The sequence below is a fragment of the Kocuria rhizophila genome (assembly GCF_003667225.1).
GTDB classification, from domain to species: Bacteria; Actinomycetota; Actinomycetes; order Actinomycetales; family Micrococcaceae; genus Kocuria; species Kocuria rhizophila.
The window spans coordinates 46532-68935 of the sequence record NZ_RCOM01000002.1; the positions used below are offsets into that span (position 1 = coordinate 46532).

General features: G+C 71.5%; 23 protein-coding genes. 10 read left to right on the top strand and 13 right to left on the bottom strand.

Going from position 1 to position 22404, the window contains the following annotated elements; translation table 11 throughout:
- Window positions 1-62: 62 nt before the first annotated feature.
- From D9R02_RS00845 to D9R02_RS00870, 7 genes are all read right to left on the bottom strand, one after another.
- The gene (locus D9R02_RS00845; RefSeq protein ID WP_259463880.1) at window positions 63-815 is read right to left on the bottom strand and encodes a hypothetical protein; all 753 of its coding nucleotides are present in this window, start codon (window positions 813-815) and stop codon (window positions 63-65) included.
- Window positions 812-1594: a glycosyltransferase family 2 protein gene (locus D9R02_RS00850; protein WP_223246137.1), complete on the bottom strand. Its 783-nt coding sequence runs from the start codon at window positions 1592-1594 to the stop codon at window positions 812-814. The genes D9R02_RS00845 and D9R02_RS00850 overlap by 4 nt, the downstream gene beginning before the upstream one ends.
- 187 nt (window positions 1595-1781) lie before the next feature.
- Complete coding sequence (locus D9R02_RS00855; RefSeq protein WP_121566142.1) at window positions 1782-2285, bottom strand: methylated-DNA--[protein]-cysteine S-methyltransferase; 504 nt, start codon at window positions 2283-2285, stop codon at window positions 1782-1784.
- The gene (locus D9R02_RS00860; RefSeq protein ID WP_259273944.1) at window positions 2282-3262 is read right to left on the bottom strand and encodes a DNA-3-methyladenine glycosylase family protein; all 981 of its coding nucleotides are present in this window, start codon (window positions 3260-3262) and stop codon (window positions 2282-2284) included. Before D9R02_RS00860 ends, D9R02_RS00855 begins: the two co-directional genes overlap by 4 nt.
- A 64-nt stretch (window positions 3263-3326) precedes the next feature.
- Window positions 3327-3830 carry a TspO/MBR family protein gene (locus D9R02_RS00865; protein WP_121566143.1) on the bottom strand — a complete coding sequence of 168 codons (504 nt, stop codon included), beginning with the start codon at window positions 3828-3830 and terminating at the stop codon, window positions 3327-3329.
- Window positions 3831-3960: 130 nt separating this feature from the next.
- Complete coding sequence (locus tag D9R02_RS12210) at window positions 3961-4083, bottom strand: hypothetical protein (RefSeq protein WP_259273945.1); 123 nt, start codon at window positions 4081-4083, stop codon at window positions 3961-3963.
- Window positions 4080-4529 carry a pyrimidine dimer DNA glycosylase/endonuclease V gene (locus D9R02_RS00870; RefSeq protein ID WP_121566144.1) on the bottom strand — a complete coding sequence of 150 codons (450 nt, stop codon included), beginning with the start codon at window positions 4527-4529 and terminating at the stop codon, window positions 4080-4082. Before D9R02_RS00870 ends, D9R02_RS12210 begins: the two co-directional genes overlap by 4 nt.
- A gap of 104 nt (window positions 4530-4633) precedes the next feature.
- Here D9R02_RS00870 and D9R02_RS00875 point away from each other — a divergent pair, with 104 nt between their 5' ends.
- The 3 genes from D9R02_RS00875 to D9R02_RS00885 all read left to right on the top strand — a co-directional run bounded on the left by D9R02_RS00875 (window position 4634) and on the right by D9R02_RS00885 (window position 7793).
- Window positions 4634-5302, top strand: coding sequence for a DedA family protein (locus D9R02_RS00875; RefSeq protein WP_121566145.1), 669 nt, complete (start codon window positions 4634-4636; stop codon window positions 5300-5302).
- 113 nt (window positions 5303-5415) lie between these two features.
- On the top strand, window positions 5416-6063 hold the full coding sequence (locus D9R02_RS00880) for a TetR/AcrR family transcriptional regulator (protein ID WP_164481664.1): 648 nt from the start codon (window positions 5416-5418) through the stop codon (window positions 6061-6063).
- Window positions 6060-7793, top strand: coding sequence for a choline/carnitine O-acyltransferase (locus D9R02_RS00885; protein WP_121566147.1), 1734 nt, complete (start codon window positions 6060-6062; stop codon window positions 7791-7793). Before D9R02_RS00880 ends, D9R02_RS00885 begins: the two co-directional genes overlap by 4 nt.
- Here the strand turns inward: D9R02_RS00885 and D9R02_RS12055 are convergent.
- Both D9R02_RS12055 and D9R02_RS00890 read right to left on the bottom strand, forming a co-directional pair.
- Complete coding sequence (locus tag D9R02_RS12055; protein ID WP_164481665.1) at window positions 7790-7966, bottom strand: hypothetical protein; 177 nt, start codon at window positions 7964-7966, stop codon at window positions 7790-7792. The two genes, D9R02_RS00885 and D9R02_RS12055, sit on opposite strands and share 4 nt — an antisense overlap.
- Window positions 7967-7969: 3 nt before the next feature.
- On the bottom strand, window positions 7970-8161 hold the full coding sequence (locus tag D9R02_RS00890; RefSeq protein ID WP_121566148.1) for a hypothetical protein: 192 nt from the start codon (window positions 8159-8161) through the stop codon (window positions 7970-7972).
- Between the two features lie 213 nt (window positions 8162-8374).
- Between D9R02_RS00890 and D9R02_RS00895 the strand changes: the two genes are divergently transcribed.
- Genes D9R02_RS00895 through D9R02_RS00905 form a run of 3 tightly spaced genes read left to right on the top strand, consistent with a single transcriptional unit; the run spans window position 8375 to window position 12288 of the window.
- Window positions 8375-9757, top strand: a complete 1383-nt coding sequence (locus D9R02_RS00895) for an MFS transporter (protein ID WP_121566149.1) — start codon at window positions 8375-8377, stop codon at window positions 9755-9757.
- 25 nt (window positions 9758-9782) lie between these two features.
- On the top strand, window positions 9783-11444 hold the full coding sequence (locus tag D9R02_RS00900) for an amidohydrolase (protein ID WP_121566150.1): 1662 nt from the start codon (window positions 9783-9785) through the stop codon (window positions 11442-11444).
- A gap of 43 nt (window positions 11445-11487) precedes the next feature.
- Window positions 11488-12288, top strand: a complete 801-nt coding sequence (locus tag D9R02_RS00905; protein WP_039100707.1) for an SDR family NAD(P)-dependent oxidoreductase — start codon at window positions 11488-11490, stop codon at window positions 12286-12288.
- Between the two features lie 57 nt (window positions 12289-12345).
- On the opposite strand, the gene D9R02_RS00910 is transcribed toward D9R02_RS00905, so the two are convergent.
- Window positions 12346-12786 carry a PaaI family thioesterase gene (locus D9R02_RS00910; RefSeq protein WP_121566151.1) on the bottom strand — a complete coding sequence of 147 codons (441 nt, stop codon included), beginning with the start codon at window positions 12784-12786 and terminating at the stop codon, window positions 12346-12348.
- Between the two features lie 202 nt (window positions 12787-12988).
- Here D9R02_RS00910 and D9R02_RS00915 point away from each other — a divergent pair, with 202 nt between their 5' ends.
- The gene (locus D9R02_RS00915) at window positions 12989-13939 is read left to right on the top strand and encodes an AraC-like ligand-binding domain-containing protein (RefSeq protein WP_121566152.1); all 951 of its coding nucleotides are present in this window, start codon (window positions 12989-12991) and stop codon (window positions 13937-13939) included.
- Between the two features lie 231 nt (window positions 13940-14170).
- Here the strand turns inward: D9R02_RS00915 and D9R02_RS00920 are convergent, their stop codons facing one another.
- Together D9R02_RS00920 and D9R02_RS00925 are read right to left on the bottom strand one after the other, a co-directional pair.
- Entirely contained in the window at window positions 14171-15502 is a 1332-nt protein-coding gene (locus tag D9R02_RS00920) for an NAD(P)/FAD-dependent oxidoreductase (protein ID WP_121566153.1), read from the bottom strand.
- A gap of 169 nt (window positions 15503-15671) precedes the next feature.
- The gene (locus D9R02_RS00925; protein ID WP_121566154.1) at window positions 15672-17156 is read right to left on the bottom strand and encodes an APC family permease; all 1485 of its coding nucleotides are present in this window, start codon (window positions 17154-17156) and stop codon (window positions 15672-15674) included.
- 218 nt (window positions 17157-17374) lie between these two features.
- Here D9R02_RS00925 and D9R02_RS00930 point away from each other — a divergent pair, with 218 nt between their 5' ends.
- The 3 genes from D9R02_RS00930 to D9R02_RS00940 all read left to right on the top strand — a co-directional run bounded on the left by D9R02_RS00930 (window position 17375) and on the right by D9R02_RS00940 (window position 20598).
- On the top strand, window positions 17375-18781 hold the full coding sequence (locus tag D9R02_RS00930; RefSeq protein ID WP_121566155.1) for an aldehyde dehydrogenase family protein: 1407 nt from the start codon (window positions 17375-17377) through the stop codon (window positions 18779-18781).
- A gap of 279 nt (window positions 18782-19060) precedes the next feature.
- On the top strand, window positions 19061-20143 hold the full coding sequence (locus D9R02_RS00935; RefSeq protein WP_121566156.1) for an alkene reductase: 1083 nt from the start codon (window positions 19061-19063) through the stop codon (window positions 20141-20143).
- 248 nt (window positions 20144-20391) lie between these two features.
- On the top strand, window positions 20392-20598 hold the full coding sequence (locus tag D9R02_RS00940; protein WP_019310274.1) for a cold-shock protein: 207 nt from the start codon (window positions 20392-20394) through the stop codon (window positions 20596-20598).
- 188 nt (window positions 20599-20786) lie between these two features.
- On the opposite strand, the gene D9R02_RS00945 is transcribed toward D9R02_RS00940, so the two are convergent.
- Window positions 20787-22391: a GMC family oxidoreductase gene (locus tag D9R02_RS00945; RefSeq protein ID WP_121566157.1), complete on the bottom strand. Its 1605-nt coding sequence runs from the start codon at window positions 22389-22391 to the stop codon at window positions 20787-20789.
- Window positions 22392-22404: the final 13 nt, after the last annotated feature.

Below are 22404 nucleotides of genomic sequence, written 5' to 3' on the forward strand. Positions count from 1 at the left end.
TGGGCCGGGCAGCCGGCAGGCTCCCCGGAGGGTTCCTTCACGCTGCCCTGCCCCACCCGTGTTCACCGCGGCTCCCGGTGCCGCCCCACCATGGCGGCGCCCAGCACCCCCACGGTCACGTCGAGGAGGGTGTCCAGCGGCGGGATGTGGATCTCCGGGGGCACGAACAGGAACCCCAGCAGCTCCATGATCTCCCACACCGTGGCGAGCGACAGCCCGGCCAGCGCGCACAGCAGGTACGGTTCCCGGCGCGCGTCCCGCATCCGGTCCCGCAGCTGCGCGCTGCCCCGAAGCACCCGGTTCCAGAGCATCCACACTAGTGCGTGGACCGCGAGGAAGTGGATCAGGATGTCCCACCACCAGATCCGGTTGTAGAGCTGCTGCGCCGCGCTCACCGCCGCCGTGAGCAGGACCAGGGAGCACACCGCCCGCGGCCACGGCGCGCGGAACCACAGGAACGCGATCACCTGCCCCAGCCCGGCCAGCATGAGCACGGCGGTGTCCACCCAGCGGGCGTCCAGGGCGTAGACCAGGGCCACCACGATCGCCGTGAAGCACGTGGCCGACGCCGCCACCGCACCCGCTCGGCGCAGCCACCCCGTGTGCCAGACGAGGGAGCCCCCGGTCTCGGCCGGCACTCCCGCATCCGGCGCCGAGGACGACGACGCCGCTGTCGCCCCGTCCTGCTCGCAGCCCGAGTTCGAGCCCCGGTGGGCCGACACCTCCGAGGGACGGGCGCGCCCGGGCGACCGTGCGGCGTCGTCGTCCCGGGGGCCCTCCGGGGAGGTGGTCCGTGCTGCGGAACGGTGCGTCACGGGCGGGCACCCCGGCGGGTCAGGCGAGTGCGGATCCGCACCCACGGCCGCTCGGTGCGCCAGTTGGCGCGCAGCGTGGCGGCGGCCATGCGCAGCTGCCTGCGGATCCGCGGCGGCGAGACCACCGCCCGCCACGAGACCACGGCGGCGCTGCCCGGGTCCATGACCACCCGCTCGCGGGGCCGCACGCGGAAGCTGAGGTCGAAGTCGTCGTGCACGTGCGCGTCGCGGTGCACCGCGGGGGATACCCGCCGCCACCAGGACCGCGTGAACGCCATGTTGGAACCCCACAGCGCCCAGTGCCCCAGGGCGGTCCCGGCCACCAGCCGGTAGGCCGTGATGTAGGCGGCGCCCGCGAGACGCCCGAGGCCCGGGCACCGCGGGCCGAAGCGCGCGATCCCGGAGACCGCCACGACGTCCTTGCCCTGCGGTCGGCCCAGTGCCCGCGTGAGGGTGTTCGCGTGCCGCTCGACCCACCCCGGGGCGGGCAGGCTGTCCGCGTCGCAGCGCAGGATCAGGTCGCCGCGCGCGGCGTCGTATCCCGCCGCGGCCGCATGGGCGACGCCGGGCTCCGGCTCACGCACGCACCGCACCTCGGGGTGCCGTGCGAGAACGTCCGCCAGGTGGTCGGAGGACGCGTTGTCCACCACCACGATCTCGTCCGGCACGCGGGTCTGCTCCCGCAGGGCGCGCAGGCAGCGCTCGAGGTACGCGGCGTCGTTGCGCACGGGGATGACGACGCTGCACGTCATGCTCTGCGCCGCACTCACCCGTTCCACCCGCACAGTCTGTCACGCCGCCCGTGAGGTGACCTGGGCGCAGCGGTGGGTGCGAGCGGTGCAACGAGGTCCCCCACTCCCGAGCGGATCCACCACGGCTGCTCGTGGGACTGCGCCCTCGTAGTGGTCCGGCAGACCTCGGTAAACCTGCCCGTGCCCCGTGCCCCGTGCCCCGTGTCCGCCGAGCTCAGCGCGCCCGCCCCGCCGCCTCCCGTTCCAGCAGGCTCCGCTTCACGTCCTCGCCCCACGCGAAGCCACCCATCGAGCCGTCCGAGCGCAGCACCCGGTGGCACGGCACGAACAGCGCCACGGGATTGCGCGCGCACACCGAGGCCGCCGCCCGCACCGCCCGCGGGGTGCCCAAGACCTCCGCGAACTCCGTGTACGTCTGCGGGTCACCGGGCCGGATGCGCCGCAGCTGCTCCCACCCTGCGAGCTGCCCGTCCGTGCCGTGCAGCTCCACGGGCACGGCCATGACCGGGTCGAGCTCCCCCGCGTAGTACGACCGCACCGCGTCCATCGCGGCCACGGTCCCGGCGCGCACGTCCTGCGGACGCCACTGCTCCCGCACCCGGGCCAGCGCCTCATCGGGGGACGCCGTCCAGCCCGAGGCGATCACCGCCCCGTCCGGCCCGGCCACGGCCGTGAAGGGGCCGTCCGGGGTGTCGATGGTCTCCACGGTGTGGGTCATGGCTGCTCGCTCTCGTCGAAGGTGGCGGGTGGTGTCAGCGGACCCCACAGGTGGGTGGTGGCGTAGCTGCGCCACGGGGCGGCGTCCTGCGCCCACGCGGTCAGCGCCTTCTTGTCCCCGGGCAGGCCGATCCGCTGGGCACCGGCCCGCATGGCGCCGTCGTCCACCAGGAACACGTCCGGGTCCCCGGTGACCCGCATGCGCACGTGGTCCGCGGTCCACGGCCCCACCCCGGGCAGGGCGAGCAGGGCGGCACGCTGCTGGGCGGCGTCGTCCCCGGGGGACAGGCTGAGCTCCCCGGAGGCGACGGCGCGTGCGGCCCCGAGCACCGCGCGCACCCTGGCCGCGGGACCGCGCAGGAAGCGCTCGCCGTGCTCCGCGATTGCCGCCGCCGTGGGGAACATGCGGCTCAGCCCCGGGGCGAAGTCCGGGGCGGGCTCACCCATCTCCCGCGTGCGGGCACCGAGCATCGTGCGCGCGGCGGCCAGGGAGATCTGCTGACCGATCAGGGTGCGGAACAGTGTCTCCTCCGGGTCCACGGAGCCGACGACGCGCACACCCGGCCGGGCCTCGACGAGCGGGTGCAGGGCGGGCACGCGGGAGAGCGCCTCGTCCACGGCCAGGGGGTCGGCATCCAGGTCCAGGAGTCTCCGGACCCGGGCGATCAGGTCGGGCAGGTCCGCGAGGTCCGTGAGACGGGCACGCATCCGCAGCTCGTCCGCGCCCCGCCGGTACACCCGCAGCCACGCGGGGCCGCCCGGCAGGCGCAGGGTCCGGGAGTAGGAGGTGGCCGTGCCGACCTCCATGCCCTCGACGGCATGCACCGCGAACCAGACGAACAGCCCGTGCAGGTCCAGGGGTGCACGGTAGTGCAGGGCGAGGTCCACCTCGCCAGAGCCGGCCGCGGCGTCGGGGTACGCGTCCCGAGAAGGCGCGGCCCGGTGCTGCTCGTCAGAGGCGGGGTTCTCGGTGGGCACGGGCACCAGACTCGCACTGTGCGGAGCCGGGCGCCAGTGGATCGCGGAGGCGTTGCCCGGGGCGTCAGTTCAGCAGCGCAATCCCCAGGTTCAGGGCCGCGGCGAACGTGACCCACCCGAGATACGGGACCATGAGCCCCGCGGCCAGGCGGTTGACCTTCCAGAACACGGCCACGCACCACACCACGGCCACCCACAGGGCGGCGATGTCCACGAACGCGAGCCAGTACAGCTCGGCGCCGAAGAACAGCGGGGTCCACAGGGCGTTGAGCACCAGCTGGGCGGCCCACAGATAGAGGGGGAAGGAGAAGCCACGGGCGCGGAACACGAGCCAGCCGGCCACGGCGATCAGCGTGTAGAACACGGCCCAGGCGGGTCCGAACAGCCACGCGGGCGGGGCGAAGAACGGCAGTTCCAGGCTCCCGTAGACCTCCTGCGCGTTGGAGGACGCCAGTCCGCCGAGCGCGGCGACCGCCGCGACGAGCAGGACGAACGGGATCAGGCAGAGCCACGAGCGGCCTCCGCGGGTCGGGGTGCTGACGGTTGGGGCGGCGGCGGGCGTGCTCATTCGAGTGTCCTTGTCCATGTCGGTCGTGCGGCAATGGGCACGTCCAGTGTCCCACAACCGGTGATGACGTATCAACAACTAGATAGGCGAGCGAAAAAATCGCGCGGCCGCACGGCGGGTGCGCGGCGCATCAGGCCCCGGCGCTCAGCAGCTCCTCGTATGCCAGACCGGCCAGGGCGCTCGCCGTGATCGCGAGCCAGCGCGAGATCCGACGACGCCGCCGCGCGACTCCCTTCCCCGACGCTCCGCTCACGGCTTGATCCGCTCCCACTCGGCCACGTCCCCGGGAACCACCGCGAACAGCGGGTGGGCAGGGGCGGCGTCGGGATCCGTGCCGTCCAGGGCGGTGCGGGCCCACTGCGGGTCCCGGGCGAGGACCTTCTGCAGCAGGAACTCGAACTCGTAGCGCAGCTGGCCCGTGGTGACCGTGATGGAGCGGGGCTCGGTGTCCCGGGGGCGCGCCACGCGGGAGCGGTCGAAGCTGTAGCCGCGCCGGTCCGCCTCGTCCGCGACCCCGTGCAGGTAGGCCGTCACGAAGCCCACCGGATCACTCGTGGCGCGGAAGCGCTGCAGCTGCGGGTGGCGGGTGTAGCCCGTGGTCTGACCCAGCAGCACCTTCTGGGCCAGCAGGCCCTCCCGCCAGTCCGCCACGAGGGCGCGTCGATCCAGCAGGGACGGGTGAAGTGACCACAGGCGCATGCGCCCATTCAACCGTGCAACGCCCCGGAACCTCCAAGCCGGCTCCGAGCCAGCGCCCGTAGGATGGGGCCCACCCCTGACGACCACGTGCGGAGAACACCTTCATGTCCTTGCCTGCCATCCTGGCCGCCACCGCTGAGAGCGGTTCCCCACTCACCGGCGTCGCGGCGTGGGTGGTGGACGTGATGAACGCGATCGGTGCCCCCGGTGCCGGTTTCCTGGTGGCGCTGGAGAACCTGTCCCCGCCGCTGCCGTCCGAGGTGATCCTCCCGCTGGCCGGATTCACCGCGAGCCAGGGCGGCTTCAGCCTGGCGAGTGCCATCTTCTGGACCACCCTGGGCTCGATCGTGGGCGCCATCGCGCTGTACTGGATCGGCATCGCCCTGGGGCGCCGCCGGCTGCGGATCGTCGTGGACAAGATGCCCCTGGTGGACCTGTACGACCTGGACCGCACCGAGGCGTGGTTCGACCGCCACGGCCGCAAAGCCGTGTTCTTCGGGCGGATGGTCCCCATCTTCCGCTCCCTGATCTCCATCCCGGCGGGCATCGAGCGGATGCCGTTCGGACTCTTCGTGCTGCTCAGCGGCCTGGGATCCCTGATCTGGAACACCATCTTCGTGCTGGCCGGGTTCTACCTGGGCGAGAACTGGCACATCGCGGAGCAGTACGCGAGCGTGTTCTCGCGCATCGTGGTGGTCGTGGTCCTCGTGGCGGTGATCGGGTGGGGGCTCAAGCGCATCCGCCGCAACCGGCAGGCGCGCTCCGACACCTGAGCGGCGCGGTGGGGGCCGCACGGGAGCCGGCCGTGCGGCGTCGTGGGCCGGAGGCGGTGTCCGCGTTCCGTCATCGAGCGCCCGACCCCGGCCTGACCAGTAGCATTGCGATCGTGGCGCGCCCCCGCAAATTCGATGAGACCACCCGCCGAGCCCTGATCCAGGACGCCGCCGAGCAGATCCTGTCCGGTGGTGTGGACTCCGTGTCCCTCCGGCCGCTGGCCGCCAAGCACGGCTGCTCCACCACCGCCATCTACACCATGTTCGGCAGCCGGGACGCGCTGATCGCCGAGGTGCGCCGTGAAGCCCTCGCCGACTACCTCCGGGCTCAGAGAGGGGCGCTCACCACGGGACGGCCGCTCGAGGACCTGTGCGCGCTCGCGCGGGAGAGCCGCCGCTGGGTGCTCGCGAACCCCGAGCTGTACAAGGTGATCCTGGGGCGCGGCCGCCCCTGGCTGGGCACACCCATGGTCGGGGACGCGGAGCGCGTGGAGTTCGCGGAGGCCTCCACGCGCCTGATGTACCGGCTGATCCGCGCCGGGATCGACGAGGGCGCCCTCCACCCCGTCCCCGTCACGGACATCGGGGCGTCCGTGCGGGCGGGGATCCACGGCTGGATCGCCATCGAGATGCACCACCCCGGGGCGCCCGGTGAGGACGCCGACGCCGCCTACGACCGCCACATCCACGCCCTGCTGCGTGCGTGGCAGGTGAGCACACCCCTGACCCTTTCCTGCCGCACCACCGAGAGGACCCCATGAGCGCGAAGACCCTGCCAGTGCCCCCGCTGGACGGGACGCTCTCCCGCTTCCTCACGGCCGCGGAGCCGCTGGTGGACCGGGAAACCCTTGAGGGTGCCCGCCGGGAGGTCGAGCGCTTCGCATCCCAGGAGGGCCCGCGGCTGCAGACCGCACTGGAGGAGTTCGCCCGCGCGGAGGACGCCGCGGGACGCAGCTGGCTCTCGCGGGAGTGGCTGGACGGCTACCTCACGGTGCGCACCCCGTTGCCGCTGACCACCAGTGTGGGCTTCCAGATCGCGGGGGACTACGGCTCACCCGGCGTGGGCCGGGCCGCGGAGCTCGTGCACCGGGCGGCGTCGGTGCACCTGCGGCAGGTGCGCGGGGAGACTCCCCAGCAGGTGGACCCCCGGGGCAACCCCCTGAGCATGGAGCAGTGGGAGTGCCTGGCCGGGGGAGTCCGCCATCCCCTCCCGGAACGTGACGAGATCCGCAGACCGGGCCACGCGGCGTCGTCGTCCGGCGGCGTGGTGAACGTCCCGGAGATCGGTGTGATCCACCGCGGGCGGCTGTACGCGCTGCCGATCGCCACCGGGCAGCTGCGGCCGGTGCCGCTGCGGACCGTGGCGCAGGGGTTGCGGGGGGTGCTCGAGCGGGACGAGCCGCGCGAGACCGAGCTGCCGTTCGGGGCGCTGTCCTACCTGGGCAGCGAGGTGGCGGCGCCGCTGCTGGAGCGACTGACCGCGGACGCGCACAACGCGGCGGTCTACGAGCGCATCACGCGCATGCTGTTCGTGGTCAACCTGGTGGAGGCACGCGCGGAGGTCGTGAAGCACCTGGAACGCTCGGCGTTCGAGGTGGGGCACGCGTGGGTGTACAAGCCCATCACGTACGAGGTGTGCCTGGAGGACGAGTGGCTCGCGATGCTCGTGGAGCACAGCACCGTGGACGGCGCCACGATCCTGGCGGTCGCCGGGGAGCTGCAGGACGTCACGGTCCCGGACGAGGCGCCCCTGCCGGACGCACCGTCACCGGAGGCCCTCACGTGGGACATCGACCCGCAGCTGCGGGAGGAGCTCGTGGCGGCGGTCGCCGGCTACCGCAGCGAGGCCGCGCTGCTGGGCGTGCACCGCGTGGTGGTGCCGCGCCCGCACCGCGCGGAGCTGCCCTTCCGGATCAGCGACGACGCCGCCCAGCAGCTCATCCTGCTGCTCGCCCAGCACGCCACGTACGGGCGCGTGCGCGGGGTCTACGAAGCGGTGGACATGCGCGAGTACCAGGCCGGGCGCACCGAGTGCCTGCGGCCCGTCACCCCGGAGGCCGCCGCGTTCGTGCGCGCCCTCCATGAGGGTCACGCCACCGAGGAGCTCTTCCGCGCCGCCCTGGACGCCCACCGCGGCTGGGTCAAGGCGTGCAAGAGCGCCCACGGGGTGGACCGGCACATGCTGGGGCTCGCCATGATGGCCGAGCGCACCCGTGAGCCCTCCGCGTTCTTCGGATCCCCGGCGCTCGCGGCGGTGCGCCATGACTTCCTCTCCACCACGTCCATCGGTGGACCGGACCGGATCGTGCGCTACGCGTTCGCCCCCACCACACCCGAGGGCTTCGGGGTCACCTACACCACGTGCGCGGACAGCTACGAGTTCTGCGTGAACTACCGCCGGGACACCAGCGAGGACCTGGAGGGCTTCGCGCACCACCTCACCACGGCCGCGCAGACGCTGTGGGAGTTCTTGGCGTCGCTGCGGGGCTAGTTGCCGGTGTCCGGCTCCCGGCCCTGCATGTCCGTCATGGCGCCGATCCCGCCGTCTGCGGGCTGCGGCTGGGTGCGGTCGTCCTGGAGGTACTCCTGCTCCTGCTCGGGAGTCATCCCCACGGTCTGCTCCTTGGCGGTCTGGCCGTCATCCGCAGTGTGCCTACCCGCCATGGCTCAGCCCTCCCGCTGGGCGAGGATGTCGTCCAGGGTCTCGCGGGCGGCCTGACGTGCGGCCACGCGCGAACTCGCCGCGCGCTGCTGCTCGTGGTTGTCCGCGTCCTCGACGCGCTGCTTCTCCTCGTCCTCACGCTCCTTGGCCTTGTCGCGGGCGGTCTGAAGGGCTTCCCAGATGCTGTTTTCACTCATGGAGCCAGTCGACCACTCAGCGCGCGGCACCACAACCCTCTCGAGCCCACCGGATGAAATGACACAGTCGACACTTTTCTGCCGAACGGGGTTCGCGAGGTATTTGACGCTCTGCGACCTGGGTCACATAGTGGCAGGGCAGGGGTCACAGCGTGGTGGTCCCGCCGGCCACCGCGTGGACCGGTTCTCCTCCCTCCTGATCCAGAGGTGCCCATGTCCCACACCGTCGGTGGTCCCGCAGACCACGCGCAGGGCGGCCAGACCGTCCGGCAGCACGACCCCCGCAAGGCCCGCCGCGCGCTGGTCGGCGCCTACGTGGGCACGTCCCTCGAGTGGTACGACTTCTTCCTGTTCGGCACCACCTCCTCCATCGTCTTTGCGCCGCTGTTCTTCGGCGGGGACGATCCCGCCTTGGCAGTGATCAGCTCGTTCCTGCTGTTCGGGGTGGGCTTCATCGCACGCCCCATCGGGGCGCTGCTCGCGGGGCACTTCGGGGACCGGCTGGGCCGGCGCACCATCCTCATGATCACGATCGTGGCCATGGGTGTGTCCTCCACGCTGATCGGGGTGCTGCCCACGTTCGAGACCGCTGGGATCGTGGCGCCGATCCTGTTGGCGGTCCTGCGGTGCGTGCAGGGCATGGCCGCGGGCGGCGAGTGGGGTGGTGCCACCCTCATGGCGGTGGAGAACGCCCCCGAGGGCAAGCGCGGATTCTACGGATCAGTGGTGCAGCTGGGCTCTCCCACCGGCACCATCCTGTCCTCGATGATCGTGGCCGCCGTGGTGGCGCTGTCCGGCGAGAAGTTCCTGGAGGGTGCCTGGCGCATCCCGTACCTGATCTCCATCCTGCTGGTCGTCGTGGGCGTGTGGATCCGGCTGCGCGTGGACGAGACCGACGACTACAAGGATGCCCAGGCCGCCCGCGCGGCCGCTCCCCAGGAGAAGGAGGGCCTGCCCGCCGTCGAGATCCTGCGGACCGTGCCCGGCCGCCTGATCCTGGGCGTGGGCACGTACCTGTTCGGCAACGCCGGGTTCTTCGTGCTCACCACGTTCATGATCAGCTACGTCACCGGGGAGCTCGGCCTGCCCTCCACCGTGATCCTCACGGCCATCACGTGGGGTGCGGTCGCGCAGCTGGTCACCATGTCCGTGGCCGGCAAGCTGGCGGACTGGACCTCCCCGTCCATCGTGGTGGTCCTGGGCTACGCACTGGCCACGGTGCTCGCGTTCCCCATCTTCTGGCTCGTGGACACGCGCGACGTCGCGTGGATCACCGCCGCGATGATCCTGGGCATCGGCTTCGCGTCCATCCCGTACGCGCCGGTGGGCACGATGCTCACCCAGCTGTTCCCGGTGAAGGTCCGCTACTCCGCGATCGCCATGTGCGCCAACTTCGCGGGCGTGATCGCCGGGTTCATGCCCGCGCTCGCCGCGTGGATCCTCGGTGTCACGGGCGGCGGTTCCACGGGCCCGGCCCTGCTGCTGATGGTGCTGGGTGTCATCTCCCTGGTCTCCTCGATCGCCGCCCGCCGGCTCATCCGCCGCGACGAGGAGCAGAACGTGGACCAGATCTCTGGAGACCTGCTGAACCGGTGACCCCGGTGGAAACGAGGAATCAGACATGACAGGGCAGAACACCCGCAGCCTCACCGTGGTCAATGCCGTGGTGCACCGACCCGCCGGGCAGTACCGTCCCGAGCCGCAGGCCGTGGTGGTCCAGGACGGCGTCATCACCTTCGTGGGGGACACCGGCGAGGCACGACGCCGCACGGCACCGGATGCGCCGGTGGTGGACGCGGGCGGGCGGTACCTCATGCCGGGGCTCATCGAGACGCACGGGCACCCGGGGCTGTACGCGCGGCTGGCGCTGAACGCGGACTGCCGGCCGTCCGTCACTCCGCGAGCGGGCGACGTCGTCACGGCTATCCGTGAGGCAGCCCGGGAGACTGCGGCGGGGGAGTGGGGGATCGGTTGGGGCTACGACGAGCACCGCATGAACGGGGGCGGGCCCACCCGCGCGGACCTGGACGAGGCCGCACCGGAGCACCCGGTGTACCTCAAGCGCACGTGCGCGCACATGGCGCTCGTGAACACGGCGGCGCTGGAGCGCATGGGCATCACCCGGGACACTCCGGATCCCTCCGGCGGGTGCATCGTGCGGGATGAGAGCGGTGAGCCCACCGGGCTGCTCCAGGAGACCGCGATGTCGCTCGCGGACCTGCCCGTGAGCGGGGCGGACGAGCTGCTGGACGGCATGCGCGTGGCCCAACAGGACTTCGCGGCGTGGGGGCTCACCACGGTGCACGACATGAGCACCGGGCCCCTGGAGATGGGCACCTACCTGCGGCTGAAGGACGAGGGAGAGCTCACCACACGGTTCCGCCCGTGGTACTTCGCGCTGAAGCTCGGTGACTTCCACGGCAGCTACGACGAGGTGATCGGCACCGGGATCCGCAGCGGCCTGGGGGACGACATGGTGCGGATCCAGGGCATGAAGTTCATCCTGGACGGCTCCGTGGGTGGACGGACCGCGGCGGTGGAGGAGCCCTTCGAGGGCACCGACTCCCGCGGCATCCTCTACTACGACACCCCGGACATCGCCCCCATGGCCGCCCAGGCGCTGCGCAACGGTCTGCGGCTGGCCATCCACGGGATCGGGGAGCGCGCCGTGGAGCAGGCCCTGGACCTCATCGAGGGGGCGGGCCGCGAGGTCGCCGCCGAGGCCGAGGGCCCCGAGGCGGCATACGAAAAGGCGGTCACGCGGCGTCGTCACCGGGTGGAGCACTGCGCGCTGCCCACCGAGGAGGACCTCCGGCGGCTGGTCGAGGGCCGGATCGTGGCGGCGTCCTCCACGGCGTTCCTCCACGAGCTCGGGGACTCCTACCTCACGAACCTGGGGCCGGAGCGGATGCGGCGGACCTACCCCATGCGCACATTCCTGGACCGCGGGATCACGGCGCCGAGCAACTCGGACTTCCCGGTGACCACGGCCAACCCCTGGCTGGGCATCTCCGCGTGCGTGACCCGCACGTCCGTGTCCGGCAAGGTCACGGACACCACCCAGAACATCACGGTGGCCGAGGCCCTGGACGCCTACACCGTGGAGGCCGCCAAGGCCTCGTTCGAGGAGCACAGGGTGGGCTGTATTGCGGAGGGCTTCCTGGGAGACTTGGTGCTGTTGGACCGTCATCCCTTCGAGGTGGACGTCCGGGAACTCCAGGACGTCACCGCGGAGCTGACCGTGTGCGACGGGCGGATCGTGCACCGCACGGACTCCGTCTGAACCACCCCACTGTTCGTCGATGTGCTGATCGAAGGAGATCGAAATGTCCGAGAATCCCGCCATGCCCCAGATGCTCAACGCCGAGTGGGTGGAGAAGGCCACCCCGGAGAGGTTCGCCGGCCAGACCGTGGTGGTGACCGGAGCGGCGTCGGGCATCGGCCGTGCCGTGGCCATGCGCGTGGTCCAGGAGGGCGGCCGCGTGGTCGCCGTGGATCTCGCGGAGGACGGCCTGAGGAGCCTCGCTGAGGAGCTCGGCGAGAACCTCGTGCCCGTGACCGCGAACCTCACGGAGGAGGATGCCGCCCAGCGGGTCGTGGCCGCCTGTGACGGCCGGGTCGACGCCCTGGTGAACAACGCCGGGATCATGGACAACTTCGCCCCGGTGCACGAGGTCACGGACGCCACGTGGCAGCGGGTGTTCGCCGTGAATGTGGAGGCCATGATGCGTCTGACCCGCGCGGTGGTCCCGCTCATGCTCGAGGCCGGCCGCGGCAGCGTGGTGAACCTGGCATCGGAGGCCGCTCTGCGCGGTTCCGCGGCGGGCATCGCCTACACGGCGTCCAAGCACGCGGTGATCGGCATGACCCGCAATTCCGCCTTCATGTACGCGACCTCCGGGCTGCGCTTCAACGTGGTGGCACCGGGCGGCGTGGCCACGGGCATCCAGATCCCGAAGGACGCCTCGCAGTTCGGCGGAGCCCGCCTGGCCACCGTGCAGGCGAACATGCCCGGTGTGGCCAGCGCGGCCCACCTGGCGTCCTCCATCTGCTTCCTGGCCAGCGACGACGGCGTCAACGTCAACGGCGCCGTCCTGCCCTCGGACGGCGGCTGGTCCGCGGTCTGATCCCCGCGGCACCTCGTACGGGTGCCGCGGGGATCGTCATCGTTCAGCCGCTCGGGCTCAGGCCTGCACCTGCGTCTTCGGGGCCGGGGGCGTGGTGCCCTGGCCGGTGAAGTAGGCGACCACGCGACCGTCGGCCTCGAGCACGACGTCGCAGATCTGGTTCCTGCCGAAGCTCACCCGGCGCGTGGCCGTGGCCGTGATGGTCTGGCCGGTGTGCGCGGGGGCCGTGAACGTGATCTCGGCGTTGCGCGTGACGATCGGCGCGCCCGCGGTGGCGCAGCAGTACGCGAGCGTGGTGTCCGCGAGGGTGAACGGGTCCCCGCCGTGGCAGATGCCGTGGCCGTTGGCCATGAAGTCCGAGACGGTCATGGACATGGTGACCTTGCCCTGCTCGATCTCGCCCAGGTCGATCCCCAGGTGCAGCGGGGCCGGGTCGTTGCGGAGGATCTCGTGGAGCAGCTCGCGGATGGCGTTCATGTCGGTGGGATCGGCGTACATGGTGGTCCTCCGGACGTCGGGGCCGCAGCGGTGCAGGCCCGGGGAGCCGCGCCCGAGGGCGGGCGGCGGCGCGGTCTGAGAACACTCTAGGGGCAGGGGGGTGCGGGTGTTTCCCCGGTGACGCCCAGAGCCGCGGCCCGCGGCGGCGTAGCATGCGGACACGGGCCCGCAGTGCCGCGGGCGGATCGGAGAGGGGGCGCGCATGACGGGCCAGGAAGCCGCCGGGCGCCGCACGGACCTCACCCTCGCGCAGTGGCGCGAGACCATCAACGTCTCTTTCGCGGCCCTGGAGATCACTGCCCCCGTGGACAGCGAGTTCCGTGCGGATCTCACCACGGTGGAACTGGACGACGTCCACCTCTTTGACATGACCACCAGCGCCCACCGGGTGGTGCGCACCGCCGAGATGGTGGCCCGGGACGCGGGGGAGTACCTCAAGCTCAGCCTGCAGCTGCAGGGTCGGGCGCGGCTGCGCCAGGACGGGCGGGAGTGCGTGCTGGGCCCCGGCGGACTGGGCCTGTACGCGGCCTACCGCCCGTACGAGTTGGTCTACGACGGCCCCCAGCACAGCCTGGTGATGACCTTCCCGCGATCGGTGGTGCAGCTGATCCCCGCCCAGCTGGACCTGGTGACCGCCCAGCGCATCGGCCAGGAGGACGGTCTGGGCCGGGTGGCCGTTCCCATGTTCCGCAACCTGGCCGAGAACATGGACCTGCTGCGCGGCCCCCACGCGAGCAAGCTGGTGCGCTCCGCGCTGGACATGCTGGTCAGTGTGCTCTCCGCGGAGGTCGTGGAGCCGGCCGGGGAGCACGCGGGGGACCTCCTGGTGCAGCAGGCCACCGCGTACATCGCCGACCACCTCGCGGATCCGGAGCTCTCCCCGGGGTCCATCGCCCGCGCCCTGTACGTGTCGGTGCGTCAGCTGCACAGCCGGTTCGCGGCACAGCACCTCACGGTGGCCGCCCACATCCGCGCGGTGCGCCTGGCCGCCATCCGCGCGGAGCTCGCGGACCCGGCCCACCGGGACGACGCCGTCCACACCATCAGCGCCCGACACGGCCTCACGGATCCCGCCCACGTGAGCAAGGCCTTCAAGGCCGAGTACGGGGAGTCCCCCACCGCCTACCGACGCCGCGTGCTCAGCTCCTCCTGAGAGTGCCGCCGCACGACGCCGCCCGACGGCCTCCGTGCCGCACCGCGCCGGGCGTCCCGCGCGCCGCAGGCACACCGGCACCGTGCACCGCAGGCACACCGGGGCCGCGCACCGCATGTGCCCCGGCACCGAGGGCCGTGTGGCCAGGGACCGGGTGGCCCGGCACGGATCGCATGCGCGGACGCCGCCCGCCCCTGGAAGGGCGCGAGCGGCGTCGTCCTGCGGTGCGGCTCAGACGCGGATGTCCCGGAGGACGTCCCGGGCGGTGGACAGGCCCGTCTCGATGGCGCCGTCCACCACCACGCCGCGCCAGCCGCGCGCCCAGTCCGCCCCGGCGAAGCGCAGCCGCGAGTCGGTGGAGCGGAAGTGGTGCCAGCCGTTGGTGAACTGCCCCGAGCGCAGCGTGGCCCACGCCTGACCGCTCCACCTGTCCGCCACCCAGTCGTGGCCCGTGCAGTCCACGACCTCCAGGTCCGGGCGCCACTGGTCCACGATCGCCTGGGCGTCCCGCGGGTCGGTGAGGTCCACGGCGTCGTGGTGGGAGCCGAAGCCCACGCAGATGGTGGTGTCGTCGTCCATGAAGAACTCGCTGCGGAACACGGCGGCCTTGTGAGGGGTGGGCGCGTAGCCCAGGATGCTGTGGTGGCCCTTGACCTTGACCCAGATCTTGCAGCCCGTGGAGTTCCAGCGCTGGTCGATCACGGTGCGCATCCCCGAGGGCAGGCCCGGGGTGAACTCGATGGTGGGCAGCGCCCCCACCGGCACCGTGACGATCACGCTGTCGCACGAGATCTTCTCGCCGGTGCCCAGGGTGACCGTGGCGCCGTCGGAGCGGTGGTCGACCGCCGTGACCGGGGTGTTCAGGCGGATGGGGCAGCGCAGGTCCGCGGCGATGTTCTCGTACAGTCCCCGCATGCCGTGGGTGAGCTTGAAGCGCAGGGTCTGCTCGTCCATCAGGCTCAGCCGGTGGTCGGACAGTGCCGCCCACTGCTTGGCCATCAGCGGTGAGCCCTGGTGCGGGTCCCCGATGTACGCGGCGGACCAGTACGCGTCGCACAGGTCCCGCTCCTCCTGGGTGAAGTCACCGCCCTCGAGGCAGTCCAGGACGCTGCCCTGGTCCGCCGCGCGGAAGCGCTCCCGCAGCTCGGGGGTGCTGCCGCTGCTCTCGTCCAGCACGTGCAGGGGCTCGTACGGGTACGGGAAGAACTCCCGCGAGTCCTCGAAGATCTTGGCCATCGGGCGGGCCAGAGCGGCATCCAGGTCCGCCTCGGTGCCGTGCTCCACCCGGCCCCCGGTGATCCAGTAGGCGTCGTCGCAGAACGGGCTGGGGTAGATGCTCTGGTCGTAGCGGGTGATCTCGCTCCACACGTGCGGCTGCATCCAGTGCACCCACGTGGCGCCCAGCTCCAGGGGGCGGCCCATGCGCTCCTCGGTCCAGGCGCGGCCGCCCACGCGGTCGCGGGCCTCCACGATCTCCACGTCCACGCCTGCCATCTGCAGTTCACGGGCGGCCACCAGGCCGGCGAAACCGGCTCCGACGATCACGACATGCGGGTTGCTCACGGGTACCTCCAGGGGTTGCGGGTTGTCGGGACAAAAAGAGAGGGGACGACGCCGCCCGGTCACCCGGCTGCCGAGCGCGCCCCGGGCGCCCGGTGCCGACTGGTGGTGCGCGGTGGTGCCGGGCGTCCGTGGGCCGGGCGCGGCGTCGTCGTCCGGGAACGGGGTGGGCTCAGCGGCGCTCGGGGACCACGGGGATCTCCTGGGACTCGGGGATCTGGTCCACGTGGTCCATCCCGGCGTAGATCTCCGGGCGGGTGCGGCGCAGCACCTCGCCCCAGATCAGGCCCACCACGCCGGAGCCGATGATGATCCCGGGCATCACGACCACCAGCGGGGAGAAGCCCTCGGCGCCGATCATGAGGTCGAAGTTGGAGAGGATCAGCGCGGCCACGACGATCAGGGCCACGGCCGAGATCACCGGGGCCACCAGCCGGGTCCAGAGCCCGTGGCCGTGGTGGTCCCGTGCGAACCAGGCGACCACGGCCACGGACGTCACGGCCAGCAGGAACACCAGCCCGAAGGCGGCGGCGTTGGTCAGCCACGTGAACAGGGTGAGCACGGGGAACATCTCCCCGAGCTCCGACCCCGCTCCGGCCACCGCGAAGACCACGATGACCACCAGGCCCACCACGGACTGCGCGAGGGACCCCGCGAAGGGGGCGCCGGAGCGGGCGGACACCCGGCCCAGCACGCGGGGCAGCACGCCGGTGCGGCCCAGGGCGAAGAAGTAGCGGGCCGCGCCGTTGTGGAACGCCACGAGGGCCGCGAGCAGCGAGGTGATGAACAGGACGTTGGCCACCGTGGCCAGGGCGGGACTGCGCTCGCCGAGCCACGCGAACACCAGGTCCGGCCCGAGCTCCTGTGAGGCCCCCACGATCGCGGACGGGCCCACCCCCACGGAGAGCGCCCACGCGGAGAGCGCGTAGAACACGGCGATCACACCCACCGCGATGTACGTGGCACGGGCCACGGTGCGGCGCGGGTTCCTGGTCTCCTCCGAGTAGATGGCGCCGGACTCGAAGCCCATGAACGCGGCGATGCCGAAGGCGAGCAGCACGCCCACACCCCCGGTGAGGAAGTGTGACGGGTTCACGGTCTCCAGGGACAGGCCCTCCGGGGCGCTGACCAGGGCCATCACGGAGACCACGGTGACCACCAGGAACTCCAGGGCCACCAGGAAGCCGAGCACCTTGGCGGAGAGGTCCACGCTGTTGACGCCCAGCGCCGCGACCACCAGCCACCCGATCCCCCCGGCCACCCACCACGGGACGGCCACGCCCAGGGTCGAGGACAGCAGGGTGGCCAGGGAGAAGCCGAACAGGCCGTAGAGGCCCACCTGCATCATGTTGTAGGACACCAGGGCCAGGATGGCCGCGGCAATGCCCTGCCGGTTGCCCAGGCCCTCGGTCACGTAGGCGTAGAACGCTCCGGCGTTCTGCACGTGCCCGCTCATGGCGCCGTAGCCCACGGCGAAGACCATGATCACGATTCCCAGCGCCAGGTAGCCCAGGGGCACGCCCAGCAGCCCGGACACCGCGAAACTGGTGGGGGCGCCGCCCGCCAGCACGGTCAGCGGGGCGGATGCCGCAATGATCATGAACACCACGGACGTGGTGGACAGGTGACGTCTCGCAAGGGTGGTGGTCTCTGCCACGGGGGCCTCCTGTGGTCCGGGGATCGTTGTCTTCAGTGTGTCCTGGACAACATCGGAGCACCTTGTCCCACAGTGCGTCGCACTTGTCTCTGCCTGCGCAGCACCTCCGACGCCTGCCGCGCGCGAGTGATCCACGGCACAATGGGGGCAGTCGGCCGCGCTCACCGCGCTCACCGCGCTCGCCCGCGCCGCCCGTCCACCGCCCCAGAGGAGCCACTGTGAACACCTGCCAAGACCTGCTCTCCGCCATCACGGACCCGTCCGGCCACGAGATCCTGGACCCCGCCACGGGGGAGGTGGTCGGCACGGTCCACGAGTCCACCACCGCCGAGCTCGACGACGCCGTGGCCGCCGCCCGCGCGGCCCAACCGGACTGGGCAGGGCTGGGGCACGCGAAGCGCTCCGAGTACCTGCACCGGGCCGCGGACGCCGTCGAGGCGAACGCCGAGGCGCTCGCCGAGCTGCTCTCCCGCGAGCAGGGCAAGCCCGTGAAGAACGGTCCGAACGCGGCGTTCGAGGTGGGCGGCTGCGTGGGGTGGCTGCGTGCCAGCGCGGACTTCCCGCTGGAGCCCGAGGTGCTCGTGGACGACGAGTCCGGGTACGCGGAGATGCAGTACGTGCCGCTCGGCGTCGTGGGGGCCATCGGCCCGTGGAACTGGCCCATGATGATCACCGTGTGGCAGGTCGCGGCCTCGCTGCGCATGGGCAACACCGTGGTGGTCAAGCCCTCCGAGTACACGCCGCTGTCCGTGGTGGGCCTGGTGCACGTGCTCAACCAGGCGCTGCCCGCGGACGTCCTGCGCGTGGTCCCCGGCGGCGGCGAGGTGGGCAAGGCGCTGTCCACCCACGAGGGCGTCGACAAGATCATGTTCACCGGCTCCACGAAGACCGGTCAGGCCATCATGCGCGCCGCGGCGGACGGCCTCGCCCGGCTGACCCTGGAGCTGGGAGGCAACGACGCCGGCGTCGTGCTCCCGGACGTGGACGCCCGGGCCGTCGCCGGAGACCTCTTCTGGGGCGCGTTCATCAACACCGGCCAGACGTGCGCGGCGCTCAAGCGGCTGTACGTGCACGAGGACGTCTACGAGGAGGTGTGCGAGGCCCTCGTGGAGGTCGCCCGGCAGATGCCCATGGGCAACGGCCGCGAGGAGCAGAACGTGCTGGGCCCGCTGCAGAACAAGCAGCAGTACGACATCGTGGCCGGGCTCGTGGAGGACGCCAAGAAGGGCGGTGGCCGTGTGCTCATGGGCGGGGACCCGGTGGCCGAGCAGCCCGGCTACTTCTACCCCACCACGATCATCGCGGACCTGCCCAACGACAACCCCCTGGTGACCCAGGAGCAGTTCGGCCCCGCGCTGCCCGTCATCAAGTACTCGGACGTGGACGAGGCCGTGGCCATGGCCAACGGCCTGGACGTGGGGCTCGGTGCCTCCGTGTGGAGCTCCAGCACGGACAACGCCATGGCCGTGGCGCAGCGCCTCGAGGCCGGCACGGTGTGGATCAACAAGCACGGCGCCGTGGACCCCCGCATCCCCTTCGGCGGCATCAAGAAGTCCGGCTTCGGCCTGGAGTTCGGCGTGGAGGGCCTCAAGTCCGTGGCGGCGAGCAAGGTGATCTCCCGCTGAACCGCGACCTCGCTCCATGCAGTGCCGTGCACTGCGCAAGACCGGGGGAATGATCGGGTGAGCAGGTGACCCGATGGGGGATCGACGGGGCTGGGCGCGGACCGCTCGCGGAAGCGGGGGCACCCGGCCCCTGGTGTGCCCGGGGTGTGGGGGAGGGGCGTCGGCGTGCCTCTGCGGCGGTCTCCGCACCCCGTGAACTTTCCGCAGGAATGGTCAGCGCAGCAAGGGTGTTGTCCCTGATGACCAGGCAGTAACCGCAGTTTCAACGGAGGGACCCGCATGCCCACCCTGTTCGACCCCATCACCGTAGGAGCCTTCGAGCTCACAAACCGTGTGGCCATGGCGCCGCTCACCCGGATGCGCTCCGACGAGGACGGTGTGCCCAAGGACATGAACGTGGAGTACTACGCGCAACGGGCCTCCGCGGGGCTCGTGGTCACCGAGGGCACGTTCCCCGCACTGACGAGCCGTGGGTTCTGGGGCCAGGCCGGGATCGAGACCTCCGAGCAGGCCCTCGGATGGTCCCGCGTGGCCGAGGGGGTCCACGACAAGGGCGGTGTGGTGTTCATGCAGGTCATGAACGCGGGCCGCGTCTCGCACCCCGAGCTCACGGGAGGCGCCACGCCGGAGGCCCCGAGCGCCGTCGGGATCGACCAGCAGACCCACGTGCCCAGCGGCAAGGAGCCCATTCCCGTGCCGCGTGCGCTGGAGACCGACGAGCTGCCGCGCATCCGGCAGGAGTTCGTCTCCGCCGCGCGCCGTGCGGTGGACGCGGGGATCGACGGTGTGGAGATCCACGGCGCGAACGGGTACCTGCTCCACGAGTTCCTGGCCCCATCCGCCAACCACCGTGAGGACGAGTACGGCGGCTCGCCCGAGAACCGGGCGCGCTTCGTGATCGAGGTGGTGCGCGCCGTCGCCGAGGAGATCGGCGGGGACCGGGTGGGTCTGCGGATCTCCCCCGAGCACAACGTCCAGGGCGCCATCGAGGACGACCACGACGACGTCCGCGCCACCTACTCCGCGCTGCTCGCCGGCCTGCGGGACCTGGGCCTGGCGTACCTCTCCGTGCTGCACAGGGACATCGACGGCGAGTTCGTGCAGGAGCTGCGCGGCCAGTTCGACGGGGTGTTCTACCTCAACAGCGGTTTCAGCGAGTACACCGAGCTCGAGGAGTCCGAGCACATCATGGCCGCGGACCTCGCGGACGGCGTCATGGTGGGGCGTGAGCTGATCGCCAACCCGGACCTGGTGGAGCGCTGGCGGGACGGCCTGGAGCTGAACACCCCGGACCCCAAGACCTTCTACCTGGGCGGACCCAAGGGCTACGTGGACTACCCGTTCGCCGCAGCGCGCGTCTGAGACCGGGCACCCGGGGCCGTGTGGAGGAGGGCGGGTCGGAGGGGCGTCGGGGGCGCGACGTTTGACTCCGGCCCGCCGGGGCCGTAGCTTGAGGAGAAGTTGTTGAGGTTTCGTTTTGTCTTTTAAGCATCACCCCACCGTCTGAGGTGTGGCAGTTTTTCTGAAGAAACGTTCATGGCAAGCATCGCAACGCCGAGCCCCCGAAATTCGGGACGAGCTCACTTTCTTCCAGAAAGACAGGTCTGACTATGACTACTGGCACCGTCAAATGGTTCAACGCTGACAAGGGCTTCGGCTTCATCGCCCCCGAGGACGGCTCCGACGACGTCTTCGCCCACTTCTCCGGCATCAACTCCGGCGGCTTCCGCTCCCTCAACGAGGGCGACAAGGTCGAGTTCGAGGTGCAGCAGGGCGACCGCGGCCTGCAGGCCACGAACATCACGGTGATCTCCTGATCACTCCCTGATCATTCGTTCGCGGGCGAGGACAGCTCCCCGGGGACCACGAGACATGCGCTCTGCCGATTGCGGCGGAGCGCATTTCTCGTGGTCCAACAGCCGCCTGGGGGTCTGCACGCCGCCCCGGAGCGCACGCGCTCTCCCGGTCCCTGGTCGGGCCTCGGCTCCGGTGACCCGGTCTCAGGTCACTCTCCCAGCAGCATCCGCGCCCCCTTCTCGCCGATCATGGCGGAGGGGGCGTTCGTGTTGCCGTTGGTGATGAACGGCATCACGGAGGCGTCCACCACCCGCACACCGTCCACTCCACGCACGCGCAGCGTGGCGGGGTCCACCACGGCCATCTGGTCGGTGCCCATGCGGCACGTGCCCACCTGGTGGTGGTAGGTGGTCACGGCCCGGTCCATGTAGGCGTCCTCGTCCGCATCGGTGACCACGTCCAATCCGGGGTAGATCTCCCGCGCGCCCCACTCCTCGGCCAGAGGGGACGACGCCGCCATCGCCCGCCCCTGCCGCAGCGATGCGCGCAGCGCCTCCCGGTCCCGGGGGTCCGAGAAGATGTTGGGGTCGTAGTTCGCCGGATCCGTGCTGCTGGGCCCGGTCAGGGTGATCCGGCCCCGCGAGTACGGGCGCACCAGCCCGGTGTGCAGGGTGAAGGCGTTGGCGGGGCCCTCCATCTGGTCGTCGTACATGGGCACGCAGAAGTGCAGGGGCTGGGTGTTCGGGCGGTCCTGGTCCTCCGAGGACTTCCAGAACAGGTGCGTCTGGGTCACCGCGATCTCGTCCTCGGGGTGCTCGATGGTCCGGGCCGTGGCCTCCGCGATCACGGGCACGAGCAGGTGGTCGTGCAGGTTCTCACCCACGCCGGGCAGGTCCACCACCGGCTCGATCCCCACCTCCCGCAGGTGCTCCGCGGGGCCGATGCCCGAGCGCATGAGGATCTTGGGGCTGTCGAGCGCCCCGGCGCACAGCACCACCTCGTCCGCCTCGATGACCTCCCCGTCCGAGCGGAGGTCCGCGGTGGGCTCCTCGGGTGAGACGGCCTCCACCTCGGCGTTCGGGCTCGCGTGCAGCTGGACCCCCGTCACCCGGCCGTCCGTGAGCATGAGCCGTTCCACCACCGCCCCGGTGCGGACCTCGATGGCGCCCCGGTCCACCCACGGCTTCGCGTACGCCATGTAGGTGGTCACGCGCCTGCCGTCGGCCACGGTCAGCTGCTCCTGGGAGATGCCCTCCTGGGAGCCGGAGTTGTAGTCGGCGTTGAACGGCACCCCCACGGCCTCGGCGGCCGCGATGATCGAGTCGAAGATGGGGCTGCGGTGGTAGCTGCCGACCACGGGAACGGGGCCGTCCGTGCCGCGAGGCGCGGCGGCGTCGTCGTCCGCAGAGGGGCCGTCGTAGGCCTCGAGAGCCTCGAAGACGGAGGCGACGTCGCGCCACGCCCAGCCCTCGCAGCCCGCGGCGGCCCAGTCGTCGTAGTCGAGCGGGTTGCCGCGCACCCAGATGGCGGCGTTGAGCGCATGGGAGCCGCCCAGCACGCGACCGCGCGGCCAGTGGATGACCCGGCCGGAGGCGTGCTCCTGCGGCACGGTGAAGTAGTCCCAGTCCTCGGGGCTGTGCCAGAGCTCGCCCAGGCGGGAGAGGTGCGCAATGGCCGGGTTGGTGTCCTCACCACCCGCCTCGATCAGGGTGACGCGGTGTCCGGCCTCGGCCAGGCGCCCGGCGACGATGGATCCTGCGGTGCCTGCGCCCACGACGACGGTGTGGCGCGCGCTGTCTGCTGTGTTCGTCATGCTCCCAGTATGT